This window comes from Streptomyces sp. NPDC048696 (assembly GCF_043198895.1).
In the GTDB taxonomy this organism is placed as follows: domain Bacteria; phylum Actinomycetota; class Actinomycetes; order Streptomycetales; family Streptomycetaceae; genus Streptomyces.
Window position 1 is genome coordinate 20,012 of sequence record NZ_JBICVJ010000025.1, and the last position, 15,992, is coordinate 36,003.

Annotated in this window: 14 protein-coding genes; 8 read left to right on the plus strand and 6 right to left on the minus strand. The window is 71.5% G+C overall.

The genetic code is table 11. The annotated features are described in order from the left end of the window. Positions 1-23: 23 nt before the first annotated feature. Positions 24-1,286, plus strand: a complete 1,263-nt coding sequence (locus ACGFRG_RS33815; RefSeq protein WP_361426433.1) for an ATP-binding protein — start codon at positions 24-26, stop codon at positions 1,284-1,286. Between the two features lie 5 nt (positions 1,287-1,291). Here ACGFRG_RS33815 and ACGFRG_RS33820 read toward each other — a convergent pair whose 3' ends face one another. Further along, positions 1,292-1,807, minus strand: coding sequence for a GtrA family protein (locus ACGFRG_RS33820; RefSeq protein ID WP_361426436.1), 516 nt, complete (start codon positions 1,805-1,807; stop codon positions 1,292-1,294). Between the two features lie 241 nt (positions 1,808-2,048). Between ACGFRG_RS33820 and ACGFRG_RS33825 the strand changes: the two genes are divergently transcribed. From ACGFRG_RS33825 to ACGFRG_RS33840, 4 genes are all read left to right on the plus strand, one after another. After that, positions 2,049-3,191 (plus strand): 5-(carboxyamino)imidazole ribonucleotide synthase, encoded by a 1,143-nt coding sequence (locus ACGFRG_RS33825; RefSeq protein ID WP_393270276.1) that lies wholly within the window; start codon positions 2,049-2,051, stop codon positions 3,189-3,191. After that, a complete protein-coding gene (gene purE, locus ACGFRG_RS33830; protein ID WP_361426442.1) occupies positions 3,188-3,718 on the plus strand; it encodes a 5-(carboxyamino)imidazole ribonucleotide mutase in 531 nt (176 codons plus the stop codon). The genes ACGFRG_RS33825 and purE overlap by 4 nt, the downstream gene beginning before the upstream one ends. Before the next feature lie 5 nt (positions 3,719-3,723). Next, on the plus strand, positions 3,724-4,905 hold the full coding sequence (locus ACGFRG_RS33835) for a dipeptidase (protein ID WP_361426754.1): 1,182 nt from the start codon (positions 3,724-3,726) through the stop codon (positions 4,903-4,905). A gap of 452 nt (positions 4,906-5,357) precedes the next feature. Beyond that, on the plus strand, positions 5,358-6,641 hold the full coding sequence (locus tag ACGFRG_RS33840; RefSeq protein WP_393270220.1) for a dipeptidase: 1,284 nt from the start codon (positions 5,358-5,360) through the stop codon (positions 6,639-6,641). Between the two features lie 231 nt (positions 6,642-6,872). Here ACGFRG_RS33840 and ACGFRG_RS33845 read toward each other — a convergent pair whose 3' ends face one another. After that, positions 6,873-7,385, minus strand: coding sequence for a CGNR zinc finger domain-containing protein (locus tag ACGFRG_RS33845; RefSeq protein ID WP_361426448.1), 513 nt, complete (start codon positions 7,383-7,385; stop codon positions 6,873-6,875). Between the two features lie 178 nt (positions 7,386-7,563). On the opposite strand from ACGFRG_RS33845, the gene ACGFRG_RS33850 reads away from it, so the two are divergent. Beyond that, positions 7,564-7,923 carry a VOC family protein gene (locus ACGFRG_RS33850; RefSeq protein ID WP_361426451.1) on the plus strand — a complete coding sequence of 120 codons (360 nt, stop codon included), beginning with the start codon at positions 7,564-7,566 and terminating at the stop codon, positions 7,921-7,923. A 25-nt stretch (positions 7,924-7,948) separates the two neighbouring features. On the opposite strand, the gene ACGFRG_RS33855 is transcribed toward ACGFRG_RS33850, so the two are convergent. Next, positions 7,949-9,274, minus strand: a complete 1,326-nt coding sequence (locus ACGFRG_RS33855) for a UDP-glucose/GDP-mannose dehydrogenase family protein (RefSeq protein WP_361426454.1) — start codon at positions 9,272-9,274, stop codon at positions 7,949-7,951. 189 nt (positions 9,275-9,463) lie between these two features. Here ACGFRG_RS33855 and ACGFRG_RS33860 point away from each other — a divergent pair, with 189 nt between their 5' ends. Further along, positions 9,464-10,621: an acyl-CoA dehydrogenase gene (locus ACGFRG_RS33860; RefSeq protein ID WP_361426457.1), complete on the plus strand. Its 1,158-nt coding sequence runs from the start codon at positions 9,464-9,466 to the stop codon at positions 10,619-10,621. Between the two features lie 81 nt (positions 10,622-10,702). Here the strand turns inward: ACGFRG_RS33860 and ACGFRG_RS33865 are convergent, their stop codons facing one another. Together ACGFRG_RS33865 and ACGFRG_RS33870 are read right to left on the minus strand one after the other, a co-directional pair. After that, on the minus strand, positions 10,703-11,989 hold the full coding sequence (locus tag ACGFRG_RS33865) for an LAETG motif-containing sortase-dependent surface protein (RefSeq protein ID WP_393270225.1): 1,287 nt from the start codon (positions 11,987-11,989) through the stop codon (positions 10,703-10,705). Between the two features lie 250 nt (positions 11,990-12,239). Continuing rightward, complete coding sequence (locus ACGFRG_RS33870) at positions 12,240-13,577, minus strand: LCP family protein (protein ID WP_393270228.1); 1,338 nt, start codon at positions 13,575-13,577, stop codon at positions 12,240-12,242. A 218-nt stretch (positions 13,578-13,795) separates the two neighbouring features. On the opposite strand from ACGFRG_RS33870, the gene ACGFRG_RS33875 reads away from it, so the two are divergent. Further along, a complete protein-coding gene (locus tag ACGFRG_RS33875) occupies positions 13,796-14,320 on the plus strand; it encodes an acyl-CoA thioesterase (protein ID WP_361426466.1) in 525 nt (174 codons plus the stop codon). Between the two features lie 271 nt (positions 14,321-14,591). On the opposite strand, the gene ACGFRG_RS33880 is transcribed toward ACGFRG_RS33875, so the two are convergent. After that, positions 14,592-15,986 carry an LCP family protein gene (locus ACGFRG_RS33880; RefSeq protein WP_361426757.1) on the minus strand — a complete coding sequence of 465 codons (1,395 nt, stop codon included), beginning with the start codon at positions 15,984-15,986 and terminating at the stop codon, positions 14,592-14,594. Positions 15,987-15,992: the final 6 nt, after the last annotated feature.

A 15,992-nucleotide genomic window follows, 5' to 3' on the forward strand; every position in this document is an offset into this window, starting at 1 on the left:
AGCACGTCCTGGGAAACTGAAGCATGCGCCGCCGACTGATCAACTCCACGCTCGCCGTGGTGCTCGTCGTGATCGCCGTCTTCGGCGTCTCGCTCGTCATCGTCGAGACCCGGACGATCAGCAGCAGCGCCCAGGAGAGCGTGGAATCCGAGGCGCTGCGCCTGGTCAGCGTGATCGACAGCCGGATGCTCGCCAATGAGACGGTCGGCCCGCAGGCGCTCGCCGGGATCGGCTCCGACCGCTACGCGCGCGTGGACATCCCCGGCCGCGACGCGATCGAACTGGGCGTGCGGCCCGACGGCTCGGTCATCCGGGGCACCGCCACCGGCGAGCGCGGCGAGTCCGTCCTGGTCGAGGAGTCCCGCTCCACGGTCACCCGCGAGGTCGGCCGCACCCTGCTGATCATCGGCGCGGTCGCCCTGCTCGCCATCGTCTCCGCCGTGCTCCTCGCCGTACGCCAGGCGAACAAGCTGGCCTCCCCGCTCACCGACCTCGCCGAGACCGCCGAACGTCTCGGCTCCGGCGACCCCAGGCCCCGCCACAAGCGGTACGGGGTGCACGAGCTGGACCGGGTAGCCGACGTCCTGGACTCCTCGGCCGAGCGGATCGGCCGGATGCTCACCGCCGAGCGGCGCCTGGCCGCCGACGCCTCGCACCAGCTGCGCACCCCGCTCACCGCGCTCTCGATGCGCCTGGAGGAGATCGCCCTCACCGACGACCTGGACACGGTCAAGGAGGAGGCGACGATCGCGCTCACCCAGGTCGAGCGGCTGACCGACGTGGTGGAGCGGCTGCTCACCAACTCCCGCGACCCGCGCATCGGCTCGGCCGTCGTCTTCGACCTGGACGAGGTGGTCAAGCAGCAGCTGGAGGAGTGGCGTCCGGCGTACCGCAGCGCGGGCCGCGCGATCGTGCGCTCCGGCAAGCAGGGGCTGCGGGCGGTCGGCACCCCGGGCGCGGTCGCCCAGGTGCTCGCCGCGCTGATCGAGAACTCGCTGATGCACGGCGGCGGCACGGTCGCCGTCCGCACCCGCGTCACCGGCAACCAGACCGTCGTCGAGGTCACCGACGAGGGCCCGGGCGTACCGCCCGACCTCGGGGCGCGGATCTTCGAGCGGACGATCAGCGGCCGCAACTCCACCGGCATCGGCCTCGCGGTCGCCCGCGACCTCGCGGAGGCGGACGGCGGGCGCCTGGAGATGCTGCAGCAGCAGCCGGCGGTCTTCGCGCTGTTCCTGAGCCGGGTGGCGCGCGGTCCGCGCGAGCAGGAGCCGACGATCAGATGACCGGTTTACGACCCTGAGTTGTGGCGGGCGTAGGACTGGGGGGCCTCGCCCAGAAAGGATTCGGCGGTCTGGACGGCCTCGCGCGCGGGCAGCGCGCGAAAGACCCAGGTGCGGTACGACCAGAACCGGAACACCGTGCCCAGGCCCAGGCCCACCACGTTCTTGGCGATGTTGTCCGCGACGGTCGAGGTGTAGCCGAGGCCGTAGTGCGAGAGCGCGAGCACACCGTTCTCGATGACCAGGCCGATACCGCTGAACAGCAGGAAGAGCATCAGCTCCCGGCTGCGTCGGCCGCTGTCGGTGTCGCGGTAGGTCCAGTAGCGGTTGCCCACGTAGTTCGTGGCGATGGCCACGGCGGTGGCGATGACCCCGGAGCGCACGACCGCGAGGTGGAACGCGTGCATGCACAGGTTGAAGACGATCGCGTTGACGACGAACCCGATGGCGCCCACGGCACCGAACTTCGCGATCTCCCGGGCGAGCAGCTGCAGTCGCGTACGCAATGCGCCCCGTTCACTCATGGTGATCGCCCAGCCCCGTTCGAATCGGTGTTCTCGGCGGCGTGTCTCGCCGCCGCCAACCTGGCCATGCTAACCAGCCCCCCAGGGCATTGCTCGTGGGCGCCCGCAAATCCCGGCCACGCCCGGGCTCCGGCCCCCGCTCCCGCCCGCCCCCGTATGCTCCGGCGGACCCGGACCGGCTCCTTCCGGGCGCTGTCGGGGCGGCGGATACCCTGGGGGTGTGACGTTCCCGGTAGTCGGCATGGTCGGCGGCGGTCAGCTCGCCCGTATGACCCACGAGGCGGGCATCCCCCTCGGCATCAGATTCAAGCTCCTCAGTGACACCCCCCAGGACTCGGCGGCCCAGGTGGTGAGCGATGTCGTCATCGGCGACTATCGCGACCTGGACACGCTGCGCGCCTTCGCGCGCGGCTGCGACGTGATCACGTTCGATCACGAGCACGTGCCCACCGAGCACCTGCGGGCCCTGGAAGCGGACGGCGTCGTCGTCCGCCCGGGGCCCGACGCGTTGGTGCACGCCCACGACAAGGGGGTGATGCGCGCCCGGCTCGACGCGATCGGCGCGCCGTGCCCCCGCCACCGCATCGTGGCCGACCCGGCGGACGTGTCGGCGTTCGCGGCCGAGGGCGCGGCGGAGGGCGACGGCTATCCCGTCATCCTCAAGACCGTGGTCGGCGGCTACGACGGCAAGGGCGTGTGGTTCGTGCGCTCCGAGGCGGACGCGGCGGACGCCTTCAAGGCGGGCGTCGACGTCCTCGCCGAGGAGAAGGTCGACTTCGTGCGCGAGCTCGCGGCGAACGTCGTCCGCTCGCCCTCGGGCCAGGCGGTCGCCTACCCCGTGGTCGAGTCCATCCAGGTCGACGGCGTCTGCGACACCGTGATCGCCCCCGCGCCGGACCTCGACGAGCGGCTGGCGGGCGAGGCCCAGCAGCTGGCGCTGCGCATCGCGGACGAGCTCGGTGTGGTCGGCCACCTCGCGGTCGAGCTGTTCGAGACCCGCGACGCCGATGGTGTGCCGGGCATCCTGGTCAACGAGCTGGCCATGCGCCCGCACAACTCCGGCCACTGGACCCAGGACGGCGCGATCACCTCGCAGTTCGCCAACCACGTCCGGGCCGTGCTCGACCTTCCGCTGGGCGACCCGCGCCCGAGGTCGAAGTGGACGGTCATGTGCAACGTCCTGGGCGGCGACTACCCGGACATGTACTACGCGTATCTGCACTGCATGGCGCGCGACCCGCAGCTCAAGATCCATATGTATGGCAAGGACGTGAAGCCCGGCCGTAAGGTCGGCCACGTCAACACCTACGGCGACGACCTCGCGGACGTGCGCGAGCGAGCCCGTCACGCGGCGGACTACCTCAGAGGAACGATCACCGAATGAGTACCACCCCTCCCGTTGTCGGCATCGTCATGGGCTCGGACTCGGACTGGCCGGTCATGGAGGCCGCGGCCCAGGCCCTGGCCGAGTTCGAGATCCCGTACGAGGTCGACGTCGTCTCCGCGCACCGGATGCCGCACGAGATGATCGCGTACGGCGAGCAGGCGGCGGACCGCGGTCTGAAGGCGATCATCGCGGGCGCGGGCGGCGCCGCGCATCTGCCCGGCATGCTGGCCTCGGTGACGCCGCTGCCGGTGATCGGTGTCCCCGTGCCGCTGAAGTACCTGGACGGCATGGACTCGCTGCTCTCCATCGTGCAGATGCCCGCGGGCGTGCCGGTGGCGACCGTGTCGGTGGGCGGGGCACGCAACGCGGGCCTGCTCGCGGCCCGTATCCTGGCCGCCCACGACCGCGAACTCCTCGCGCGCATGCGGGAGTTCCAGCAGGAGCTGAACGACCAGGCGACGGAGAAGGGCAGGCGTCTTCGTACGAAGGTGGAGTCCGCGGCGTCCTTCGGCTTCGGAAAGTGAGCACGGTGGACCACCTCGCGCGCGCCCGTACGCTGCTGGCCCAGCACCCCGTCGTCGACGGCCACAACGACCTGCCCTGGGCGCTGCGCAAGCAGGTCCGCTACGACCTCGACCGGTGCGACGTCGGCCGCGACCAGAGCGGCCGGCTGCACACCGACATCCCCCGGCTGCGGGCCGGCGGGGTCGGCGCGCAGTTCTGGTCGGTGTACGTACGGACCGACCTGGCGGGCGACGACGCGGTCAGCGCGACCCTGGAACAGATCGACTGCGTCGACCAGATGCTCGCGCGCTACCCCGGGGACCTGGCGCCCGCGCTGACGGCGGACGACATGGAGAAGGCGCGGGCGGCGGGCCGCATCGCGTCCCTGAAGGGCGCCGAGGGCGGCCACTCCATCAACAACTCCCTCGCCACGCTGCGGGCGTTGTACGCGCTGGGCGTGCGCTACATGACGCTCACGCACAACGACAACACCCCGTGGGCTGACTCGGCGACGGACGTGCCGGGGGTGGGCGGGCTCTCGCCGTTCGGCCACGAGGTGGTCCGCGAGATGAACCGCCTCGGCATGCTGGTCGACCTGTCGCACGTGGCGGCGACGACGATGCGGGACGCGCTGTCGACGTCGGTCGCTCCGGTGATCTTCTCGCATTCCTCCTCGCGGGCGATCTGCGACCACGCGCGCAACATCCCCGACGACGTGCTGCGGCTCCTCCCGTCGAACGGGGGAGTGGCGATGGCGACGTTCGTGCCGAAGTTCATCCTGCCGGCGGCGGTGGAGTGGACGGCGGCGGCGGACGAGAACCTGCGGGCGCACGGGCTGCACCACTTGGACACCACGTCCGAGGCGATGGCGCTGCACGCGGCGTTCGAGGCGGCGCATCCGCGGCCGATCGCCACGGCGTCGACGGTGGCCGACCACCTCGACCACATGCGCGCGGTCGCCGGCATCGACCACATCGGCATCGGCGGCGACTACGACGGCACGGCGTTCACCCCGTCGGGCCTGGACGACGTCTCCGGCTACCCGAACCTGATCGCGGAACTCCTCGGCCGCGGGTGGTCGGAGTCGGACCTGGCGAAGCTGACGTGGGGGAACGCGGTGCGGGTCCTTCGGGACGCGGAGTCGGTGGCGGAGTCCCTGGGGGACCGCCCCCCGTCCAACGCGACGCGCGAGTCCCTGGACGGCTGACTCCCCCCACCCCGCCCCTCCACCTGAACCCTCCGGGGGTGGGTGGGTGGGGGTGGAGGTGGTTCACCCGGGGGCTACGCCCCCGGACCCCGGGCGGGGGCTGCGCCCCCTGCGCCCCGCTGGGGCTCCGCCCCGGACCCCGGGCAGGGGCTGCGCCCCCTGCGCCCCGCTGGGGCTCCGCCCCGGACCTCGTTTCGTCTGCGGACCGTGCTGGGTTGCTCGCGCCCACGCGGCGGAGCCGCAAATCGACACAGCCCCGCGCCCCTTGATGGGCCCTTCGGGCCCTCCTTCAGGGGCGCGGGGAACTGCGCGACCAGCCCCCACCGGCCCGCAGAAGGCCCGCACGCCACCCACGCCGTACCCCCCGAACGCCTCACCCGGCGCGACCCGGCGCCGTGCGCGTGTGACGGTGGCTCTACTGCCGTCGCCGATGCCGAACCCGGGAGACCGTCATGGCAGATCTGCAGGACGAGGCCGACGTCGCCACCGCCGGAATAGGCGCACCGGACCGCCCCACCACGCGGAAACGGGGCGCCGAGCCCGCCCCCGAACCCGACATACCCGACGCCTCCACCGCCAGGAAACCCACCCGCAGGGTGAGGGCCAGGAAGCCCGATCCCGCACCCCCGGCGGCACCCCAGGAAGACCCCGCACCACCCGCCGCAGCGGCAGCGGCAGCCGCACCCGCCGAACCCGAGCACCTCGACTCCGACGTCCTCGCCCGCGCCCGCGCGGCGCTCCGCGCACACCCCGTCGCCGACGGATACAACACCCTCGCGCAGATCCTCGTGAACACCCCGTGGCACGACGTCGAGCTCGGGGAGAGTTCCCTGGACACCGACATCCCCCGGCTGCGGCACGGCGGAGTGGGCGCGCAGTTCTGGTCGTTGATGGTCGCGGCCGACTGCCCGGACCCGGTCAGCGCCACCCTGGAACGCATCGACCGGCTCCGTACGCTCGTCGAGGCCTGCCCCGAGGGTCTGCGGCTCGCGGTCTGCGTCGGCGACCTCGCCGACGCCCGTAACCACGGCCGTATCGCCTCGCTCTTCGGACCCGTCGCGGTCCACGCGCTCGGCGACTCGCTGGGCACGCTCCGGGCGTACCACGCGCTCGGCGTACGCGCCGTGGCGCTCACCGCGACCGTCAGCTGGACCCGCGCGGGCCTCACCCGCTTCGGCCAGGAGGTCGTACGGGAGCTCAACCGCCTCGGCATGCTCATCGACCTGTCCGGCGCGGCCCCGGAGACCATCCGCGACACCCTCGGCGCCGCCAAGGCCCCCCTGGTCTTCACCCGGTCGGCGGCCCGCGCCCTCACCGACCACCCGCTCAACGTCAGCGACGAACTCCTCGCCGCGCTCCCCGAGAACGGCGGCGTGTGCCTGGTGAGCCTCGCCCCGGACCAGGTCGCCCGCCCCGGCCGCGCCGCCTGCGTACAGGATGTCGCGGACCACATCGAGCATCTGCGCGACGTCGTGGGCACGGCCCACATCGGCCTGTCCGGCGCGTACGGGCTGCCGCCGGGCGCTCCCCGCACCCGGGGCCTGGAGGACGCCTCCTGCTACCCCGTACTGCTGGCCGAACTGATCGGGCGCGGCTGGGAAGAACCCGCGATCGGCGCCCTGACCTGGGAGAACCTGGCCCGCGTAATCCGCGACGTCGACTTCGCAGCCCGAGCGGCCCAGCCCAGAAGAGGCCCGTCAACGGCGACGATAGAGGACCTGGACCCGCCGCACTGAGGAGCCGCCCGCACCCCTAGGAGGGCCCGAAGGGCCCACTAAGGGGCGCGGGGCTGTGACATTTGCGGCTCGCCGCGGTGGGGGTCCCCCCTGTTCGAGCGGAGTCGAGAACTTGGGGGAGCGACCAGCCCCCACCGGCCCGCACCCGAACGACGAAGCCCTACAACCCGCACCCGAACGACCGCCCCCACGCTCTCCAGCGGAAAAACGCACCCCGAGCGGGCGCGGCCACTACGTCCGCCGCGCCGCTCGATACGCCCGCATCTTCGCCCGGCTCCCGCACACCGCCATCGAGCACCACCGGCTCCGCCCCGCCGGGCTTCGGTCGTAGTACGCCCAGTGGCAGTCCGCGGCCTCGCACGCCTTGAGGCGGGGCCACGTTCCGTCGGCCGCCGCCGCGGCGATCGCGGCCGCGACCCGGGCCACCAGCGAGCCGGGGTCGACGGGGCGCAGGGCGGCCGAACCGTCCGGGTCCACCGTGACCACCAGCGGCGCCGCCGCGAGCAGCCGGTCGAGCGGGGTGGCCGGGACCGGGGGGTGGCCGCCGTGGACCAGGCAGACCGCCCGCAGCGACTCCCGCAGCTCGCGCGCGTCCGCGAGCTCGGCCGCCGAGGCGTCGACGAGCCCGAGCGCCGCGCGCGCCGGGTCCGTGTCCAGCGAATCCACGCCGCTCTCCAGGTCCAGCGTGTTGACCAGCGTCTCGATCAGCGCCAGCCCACCGGGCGCGGGTGCCCTCTCCGCCATGGCCGAACCTCCTGCCCCATAACTGCTTGCGACGTTACCCCTTATGCGGGACCATCTAGTAACGGTTACCGGTTGAGCGCGTTAGCCAGTAACGCAACCGGACGCACTCGGACGCATCGGAACGCGCTCGGCGACGCGCTCAAGTCCACGCGTACACGTCAGCCAACGGAGGAACATCATGGCCATCGCCACCCTCGGCAGCGTCGTCCTCGACTGTCCCGACCCGCACGCGCTGGCCGCCTTCTACGCCGCCGTCCTCGGCGGCGAGCCGGTCGAGGAGGACGGGTGGATCGACCTCGCCGTCCCCGGCGGCGCCGGGCTCGCGTTCCAGGTGGCCCCGGGGTACGTGCCCCCGGCCTGGCCCGCGCCGGACCGCTCGCAGCAGTTCCATCTGGACCTGACCGTCGAGGACATCGACAAGGCCGAGGCGCAGGTCCTGGCGCTGGGGGCCACGGTCCTCGAAGCCGGTGAGCCGGGCCGCACCTGGCGCGTCTACGCCGACCCGGCCGGCCACCCCTTCTGCCTCTGCGCCTGCTGACTCCGCGCCCGCTGAGCCAGCGGACTTACGCCCGGGGCCGGCCCATCGCCCGGAACGTCCAGCCCGCCTCGCGCCACTTCACCGCGTCCAGCGCGTTGCGTCCGTCCAGGACGATCCGCGCCCCGGCGACCTCGCCCAGCGCCGCCGGGTCGAGGTCGCGGAACTCGCGCCACTCGGTGAGATGCAGCACCACATCCGCGCCGCGCACCGCGTCCAGCGCCGTGTCCGCGTACCCGAGGGTCGGGAAGAGACGGCGGGCGTTGTCCATGCCCTTGGGGTCGTAGACGGTGACCTGGCCGCCCTGGAGGTGGATCTGGCCGGCCACGTTCAGGGCGGGCGAGTCGCGTACGTCGTCCGAGTCCGGCTTGAAGGTCGCGCCGAGCACCGCGACGCGCTTGCCGAGGAACGAGCCGCCGCCCAGCGCCTCCCGGGCCATCTCCACCATCTGGCCGCGGCGGCGCATGTTGATGGAGTCGATCTCGCGCAGGAAGGTGAGCGCCTGGTCGGCGCCGAGCTCCCCGGCCCGGGCCATGAACGCCCGGATGTCCTTGGGCAGACAGCCGCCGCCGAAGCCGATCCCGGCCCGCAGGAACTTCGAGCCGATCCGCTCGTCGTGGCCGATCGCCTCGGCCAGCTTCACCACATCGCCGTCGGCGGCCTCGCACACCTCGGCCATGGCGTTGATGAACGAGATCTTGGTGGCCAGGAACGAGTTCGCGGAGGTCTTCACCAGCTCGGCCGTCGGGAAGTCCGTCACCACGAAGGGCGAGCCCTCCGCGACCGGCACCCCGTACACCTCGCGCAGCAGCTTCTCGGCGCGCTCGCTCTCCACGCCGACCACGATCCGGTCGGGGTGCAGGGTGTCGTTCACGGCGAAGCCCTCGCGCAGGAACTCGGGGTTCCAGGCCAGCTCCACGCCCTCCGGCAGCGTCTCGGCGAGCCGCGCCGCCGAGCCCACCGGCACCGTCGACTTGCCGACGACGAGCGCGCCCTGGCGCAGATGCGGCACGAGCGAGCCGAAGGCGGCGTCGACGTACGACATGTCGCAGGCGTACTCACCGTGCTTCTGCGGAGTGTTCACGCAGACGAAGTGGACGTCGCCCCAGGCGCCGACCTCCTCCCAGGAGGTCGTGAACCGCAGCCGCCCGCTGGATCCCTCGATGCCCGCGACGTGCCGCCGGAGCAGTTCCTCAAGCCCGGGCTCGTACATGGGCACGCGCCCCTGCCCCAGCATCTCGATCTTCTCCGGGACCACGTCCAGGCCCAGCACCTCGAACCCCAGCTCCGCCATGGCCGCGGCGTGGGTGGCCCCGAGGTATCCGGTGCCGATCACAGTGATCTTGAGGGCCATGCGGTGCTCCTGGAAGGTACGGGCTTGAGGGCGCTGCCCGAGCATAGTCGGGGCCCCGCGGCGCCCGTGATCCGCACTGATCACCAGCGCTTCCGGGCTGTCGTCAAGCTCACGTATGCCCCGAGCCGTACACCCCACTAAAATTAAGGTTACTTAACGGTAGTTAGCGCCCTTGGGGAGTGAGTCACCTTGGCCGGAACGGCTGATTTCGACCTGTACCGCCCGTCCGAAGAGCACGACATGCTCCGCGACGCGATCCGCTCGCTCGCCGAGGCGAAGATCGCGCCGTACGCGGCCGAGGTCGACGAGCAGGCCCGCTTCCCGCAGGAGGCGCTGGACTCGCTGGTCGCGAACGACCTGCACGCGGTGCACGTCCCCGAGGAGTACGGCGGCGCCGGCGCCGACGCGCTCGCCACGGTCATCGTGATCGAGGAGGTGGCCCGCGTCTGCGCGTCCTCCTCCCTGATCCCGGCCGTGAACAAGCTGGGCTCGCTCCCGGTGATCCTCTCGGGCTCCGAGGAGCTCAAGAAGAAGTACATGACGCCGCTGGCCAAGGGCGACGGGATGTTCTCGTACTGCCTCTCCGAGCCGGACGCCGGTTCGGACGCGGCGGGCATGAAGACCCGCGCGGTGCGCGACGGCGACTACTGGGTGCTCAACGGCGTGAAGCGCTGGATCACCAACGCGGGCGTCAGCGAGTACTACACGGTGATGGCCGTCACCGACCCCGACAAGCGCTCCAAGGGCATCTCGGCCTTCGTGGTCGAGAAGTCGGACGAGGGTGTCTCCTTCGGCGCCCCGGAGAAGAAGCTCGGCATCAAGGGCTCCCCGACCCGCGAGGTCTACCTCGACAACGTCCGGATCCCCGCCGACCGCATGATCGGCGAGGAGGGCACCGGCTTCGCCACGGCGATGAAGACCCTGGACCACACCCGCATCACCATCGCGGCCCAGGCGCTCGGCATCGCCCAGGGCGCGCTCGACTACGCCAAGGGCTACGTCCGCGAGCGCAAGCAGTTCGGCAAGCCGATCGGCGACTTCCAGGGCGTCCAGTTCATGCTGGCCGATATGGCGATGAAGGTCTCGGCCGCCCGCGCCCTGACCTACCAGGCCGCCGCCGCCTCCGAGCGCGGCGACGCCGACCTCACCTACCTCGGCGCCGCGGCCAAGTGCTTCGCCTCGGACATCGCGATGGAGGTCACCACCGACGCCGTCCAGCTCCTCGGCGGCTACGGCTACACCCGCGACTACCCGTGCGAGCGCATGATGCGCGACGCGAAGATCACGCAGATCTACGAGGGCACGAACCAGGTCCAGCGGATCGTCATGGCCCGCAACCTGCCGTAAGCGCCGGTCGCCTGCGTCTGTTGTACGAGTCGGGCCCGCGTCCGGATGCCGGATGCGGGCCCAACTCGCTGTACGCGTGCGTCAGTTGGCGCCGGAACGGCGGCGGCGTGCCGCGATGACCGCGCCCGCGCCGACGACGACCGCCGCGCCGCCCGCGAGCGCCAGCTTCGGCGTGTCGGAGGAAGCGCCGGTGGCCGCGAGGGTGCCGGTGTTCGTGGTGTTCAGCGGGGTCGTGGACGTGGCGCTGGTCTGCGTCTTGGGGTCCGACGTGTTCGCCTTGCCCTTGGCGGGCTTGGCCGGGTCGACCTCGCCCGGCTTGGCGCCTGCGGGCAGGATCTCGAAGGAGTACTCGGTGAGGTCCGGCGTGCCGCCGCAGGACTTGTCCTTGTTGACGTAGTCACCGGCGACGAAGGCGATGCCCGGGCCCGCCGGGGCCTTGGCGTCGACCTTGAGGCGCAGCTTCATGTCGTAGTGCGTGCCGCCCTTCAGGCCGTTGATCACGCCCGCCCGGTGCAGGCTGTCGAGGTCCTTCCAGCCGCCGGAGGCGGCGGTGGACCACTGCAGGCGCAGCAGGTCGTCGGTGACCTTGTGGCCGCTCTTGTCGGTCGCGTGGAGGTACGTGAACGGCCAGAGCTTGTCGATGTTCTTGCCGGTGCCGTTGGTGACCCGCAGCGAGAAGTCGGTGGTGGAACCCGCGGCGATCTTCGACGGCAGGCCGGTGACGACCGTGGTGAGCCCCGGGTCCATCTCGCACGACGGGTTCTCGGCCGCCTTCTTGGCGTCCGCGAGGGCCTGGTCGGCGGCGTTCTTGGCGGCGAGCGCCTTCTTGGTCGCCTCGGTGGCGTCGTGCAGCACGCGCAGCACGGCGACGTCCGCGTCCTGCTGCTCCTTGAGGGCCGCCGCGGCCTTGGTGTCGGCCGCCTTGAAGGCGGCGTCGGCCTTCTCGGCGTCCTTCTTCGCGTCGGCGAGCGCCTTCTGGGCAGCGGCCTTGTCCGCCTCGCTCGCGTCGGCGGGCAGCTTGTCCAGGATGAACTGGGCGTCCGAGACGGCCTTGTCGGCGACGGTCTTCGCGGCGTACGCGGCGCCCGCCTCCTTGGCGGCGGCCTTGGCCTTCACGTGCAGGGGCGCGTCGTCGGACAGCGCGGCGTCGACGGCCTTCCGGGCGACGTTCTCCGCGGCGACCGCGTCGTCGTACGCCTTCTTCGCCTCGGCGGCGGCCTTCTCCAGCTCCTCGATGGTGGGCTTCTGCTGAGCCTGCGCCTGCGCGGCCGGGTGGGCGTCGGCGAACGCGGTACCGGCCGACAGGATCACCACGGGCGCGGTCACAGCGGCCGCGACGGCCGTCGCGAGAACACGGCGAATCTTCACTTGTGCCCTTTTCTGGGTCCGATTCCGGGTACGGGCCGAAGGCTGACCCAGAATATGAATGCGTGAATACGCGTGATCGTATGACCGCGCCATGGGCGTCAGATAGGGGTTTCTTTACGCCAAAAGCCCCGCCGGGCCCGCCGGAGCGGCGGGCAAAGCGGGGCAATTTCGGGCAGTTGTGCAGAGTGGCTGTGTTTTCTCTGTGAGCCTTGTCGCGCGGGAGTGAAGACTCCGCTTTGACGGTGCGCGGTTACCGCGACGCCGTCACCGTGACCTTCTGGTCGTTGTTGAGCTCGTTCACCAGCTGCTTGACCTTGGTGGTGTCCCAGAGCAGGGACGTCTGCGGGCCGTCGCCGGAGATCGGCATGTTCAGGGAGGTGCCGCCGCCGCTGGTGATGCCCTTCATGGCCCAGAACATCTCGCCCAGGTCCATCAGGCCCATGTCCTTGTCGACGATCAGGGTGTCCAGGCCCGCGCCCACCACCGGGTAGAACTTGAACGGGTTGAGCACGGTCGTCGGGGTCGCCGTCTGCGCGGCGAGCGCGGACAGGAACCGCTGCTGGTTCTTCGTGCGCTCCAGGTCACCGGCCGCGTAGCCGTGCCGGTTGCGGACGAACGCCAGGGCCTGCTGGCCGTTGAGGGTCTGCTTGCCCTTCTTGAAGTCGGCGCCCGAGTCCTTGTCCTTGATGTCCTGCGGGATGTCGAGCTCGACGCCGCCGACCGCGTCCACGATGTTCGCGAAGCCCGCGAAGCCGATCTCGGCGTAGTGGTCGATGTGCAGCCCGGTGTTGGCCTCGATGGTGCGCACCAGGAGCTCGGGGCCGTCCATCGCGTACGTCGCGTTCAGCTTGTCGTGGCCCTTGGCCGGGAACAGCTTGCCGGACTGGGAGCCCTTGAAGCTGGGGACCGCGACCCAGGAGTCACGCGGCAGCGAGACCATCGTGTTCCCGTTGCTGCCGGTGTGCAGGATCATCATCGAGTCGGTCCGCTTGCCCTCGGCGGAGCCGGTGTGGAGCTTCTGCTTCTGCTCCTTGGACAGGCCCTCGCGCGAGTCCGAACCGACGATGAGGTAGTTCGTGCCCTTGCCGTCGGCGGGCCGGTCGATGACCTTGGACAGGTCCACCTCGCGGCGCACCTTGGAGTCGGCCCAGAAGTACGTGCCGACACTCACGCCGACGACGGCGACGACGAGGACCAGCGAGCCGATCTTGATACGGCGCTTCCAGTTGGGGCGGGGCTTGGCGGCGGCGCCGGGCGTGCCCGGCCCCTGGCCGCCGGGGCCGCGGCCGCCGGGACCGCCGGGGCCCCGTCCGGACGGGGAGCCGTAGACCTGGCCGTCGCTGTAGCCGTCGTACGAACCGGGCGCGGGCACGGCGCTGCCGTACCGCTGCTGTCCGTGACCCTGGCCGTAGCCCTGGCCGTCGTCGTACGGGGGCTGCTGCGGCGGGACCGGGCGCTGCGGGCGCACGGGTGTGGAGCCCACGGGCCGCTGCACATGGCGCATGACACGCGGGCCCTCCGGCTGCGCGGAGGAGCTGCCGCGGCCGTAGCGCTCGCCGCGGTCGTCGTCGGACCATCCGTCGTTCATGCCGTCAAGCATGCACAGGTCCCGGGCGCGTCTGACAGGGCGGGTGGGGATCTGGGGCCGGGCTGTTGCACAGCTGATGCAATGTGCGCGCCGTGCGCGGGCGCGGTGACCGTGGGGTGCGGGCGGTTCGCGGGTGCGATGGGAGGGCGGGGTGCGCGCTGTGAGGGTGCGGAGTGCGCGCGGTGAGAGTGGGGACGGGCCCGCATAAGCTGGGTGGTATGACTGATCTTCCGGGCAAGCCGACCTCGGCGTCCCGAACCACCCTGAGCCACATCATGACCAGCCATGACACCAACCTTCTCGGTACGGTGCACGGCGGCGTGATCATGAAGCTGGTGGACGACGCGGCGGGTGCGGTGGCCGGGCGCCACTCCGGCGGTCCGGCGGTCACCGCGTCCATGGACGAGATGGCGTTCCTGATGCCCGTCCGGGTCGGTGACCTCGTCCATGTGAAGGCCCAGGTCAACTGGACCGGTCGGTCCTCGATGGAGGTCGGCGTACGGGTCCTGGCCGAGCGCTGGAACGAGTCGACTCCGGCGCAGCAGGTGGGGTCGGCGTATCTCGTCTTCGCCGCGGTGGACGCGGACGGGAAGCCTCGTGCGGTGCCGCCCGTGCTGCCCGAGACGGAGCGGGACGAGCGGCGCTATCAGGAGGCCCAGATCCGCCGTACGCATCGGCTCGCGCGGCGGCGGGCGATTTTGGAGCTGCGGGAGAAGCGCGCGGCGGAGGGGTTGGACGACTAGGGCCGTGGGTGGCTGAGGTTGTCGCTTGGCTGCGGGCCGGTTGTGGCTGGTCGCGCCCACGCGGCGGAGCCGCAAATGTCACAGCCCCGCGCCCCTTTTCGCCGTGGGTGGTCCCTGTGGTTGCCTGAGAGCGCCTTGACCTGGGCTGGTCGCTCCCCCAAGTTCTCGGCTCCGCTCGAACAGGGGGGACCCCCATCGCGGCGGAGCCGCAAATGTCACAGCCCCGCGCCCCTGAAAGCGCCGGCCACTGCGCGGCCGCACCCCGAAAGGCCTACGGGCAGACCACCTCGTCCCCCGTCACCGCCTCGAACTCTCCCGTCGGGGTCGGTTCCGCCCGGACCGGGGTCGCTCCCTTGAAGTCCGTGCCTGCTGTCACCTTGAGGGTTTGGCCCAGGCCCTTCACCGGGTGGAGGTCGCTGCCGGGGAGGGACGCCGCCAGGGTTCTGGCCGAGCGGTCCCAGCGGGGGTCGTATTCGATGACCGTGCGCTGGAGGTCGCGGGTGCCGCCGGACTGCGGGGTGCCCGTCGTCTTGAAGCCCGTGCCGCGCAACGCGTCGTCGACCCGGCGGCCGAGGCCGTCCGTGCGGGTGCCGTTGTAGACCTGGACCCGGATGTGGTCGGGGGAGACCTCGACCATCGAGCCGGACGCGGTGGGCTGCGGCTGGGCCCGGCCGTCCTGCTTCGGCTTGTGCGGTGGGGTCAGGGGGCGGTCGTCGCGCAGGCCCGCGAAGAGTTTCTGCGCCTTCACCGGGTCCCACCTCACCGTCGACCCGATCCCCTTCACCGGGAAGCTCATCTGTCCGATCGGCACGGTCGTGAACTCCGACGACGCCGGGGAGAAGCCCCGCATCGCCCGGCCCAGGGACAGCAGCTCCTCGGCACCGAAGCCCTGGTCGGCCCGGACCGAGGACAGCAGCGTCGAGGCGGCCTCGCGGAACTTCACCGGGTTCATCAGCACGCCCGACCCCGTCGCCTTGTGGATCAGCGCCGCCAGGAACTTCTGCTGGCGCTGCATCCGGCCCAGGTCCGCCGAGCCGTCGGTGTGCCGGGAGCGTACGTACTGGAGCGCCTGCCCGCCGTCGAGCTGATGCGTGCCCGCGCTCAGGTCCAGGCCCGTGTACGAGTCCTTCATCGGGCGGGCCGTGCAGATCCGTACCCCGCCGAGCACGTCCACCGTCTTCATGAAGCTGGTGAAGTCGACCTCCAGATAGTGGTCCATCTTGAGGCCGGTCATGTGCTCGACCGTGCGCACCGTCAGCGCGGGCCCGCCCTCCGCGTACGCCGCGTTGATCTTGATGGGGTGCTGGTTGTGGTGCTCGCCGGTGTTCTGGTCGGTGTGCTCGGGGATCTCCGCGTAACTGTCGCGTGGGACGCTCACCACGCTCGCCCGGTCCCGGTCCGCCGAGATGTGCACGATCATCATCGTGTCCGTGCAGTGGCAGGGCGCCCCGCCGAGGCGGTACTTCTCCTTCTCCGTCGGCGTGATCTTGTCCCGGCCGTCCGTGCCGACCAGCAGGATGTTGGTGCCGTGGCCCCCCTGCGGCCGGTTCTTCATGTCCTTGAACGGGTCCACCCGGCCGATCCCGCCGTCCAGGCTGGTCACCACGGCATGGCCGACCCCGCCCGCGCCGAGCACCAGGACCGAGAGGGTCGTCGCCATCCGCATGCCCCA

Excerpts from the sequence above, each read along its gene's own strand:
- ACGFRG_RS33815 (WP_361426433.1), top strand. The coding sequence starts at position 24 with ATGCGCCGCCGACTGATCAACTCCACGCTCGCCGTGGTGCTCGTCGTG.
- ACGFRG_RS33820 (WP_361426436.1), bottom strand. The coding sequence starts at position 1,807 with ATGAGTGAACGGGGCGCATTGCGTACGCGACTGCAGCTGCTCGCCCGG.
- ACGFRG_RS33825 (WP_393270276.1), top strand. The coding sequence starts at position 2,049 with ATGGTCGGCGGCGGTCAGCTCGCCCGTATGACCCACGAGGCGGGCATC.
- purE (WP_361426442.1), top strand. The coding sequence starts at position 3,188 with ATGAGTACCACCCCTCCCGTTGTCGGCATCGTCATGGGCTCGGACTCG.
- ACGFRG_RS33840 (WP_393270220.1), top strand. The coding sequence starts at position 5,358 with ATGGCAGATCTGCAGGACGAGGCCGACGTCGCCACCGCCGGAATAGGC.
- ACGFRG_RS33845 (WP_361426448.1), bottom strand. The coding sequence starts at position 7,385 with ATGGCGGAGAGGGCACCCGCGCCCGGTGGGCTGGCGCTGATCGAGACG.
- ACGFRG_RS33850 (WP_361426451.1), top strand. The coding sequence starts at position 7,564 with ATGGCCATCGCCACCCTCGGCAGCGTCGTCCTCGACTGTCCCGACCCG.
- ACGFRG_RS33855 (WP_361426454.1), bottom strand. The coding sequence starts at position 9,274 with ATGGCCCTCAAGATCACTGTGATCGGCACCGGATACCTCGGGGCCACC.
- ACGFRG_RS33870 (WP_393270228.1), bottom strand. The coding sequence starts at position 13,577 with ATGAACGACGGATGGTCCGACGACGACCGCGGCGAGCGCTACGGCCGC.
- ACGFRG_RS33875 (WP_361426466.1), top strand. The coding sequence starts at position 13,796 with ATGACTGATCTTCCGGGCAAGCCGACCTCGGCGTCCCGAACCACCCTG.
- ACGFRG_RS33880 (WP_361426757.1), bottom strand. The coding sequence starts at position 15,986 with ATGCGGATGGCGACGACCCTCTCGGTCCTGGTGCTCGGCGCGGGCGGG.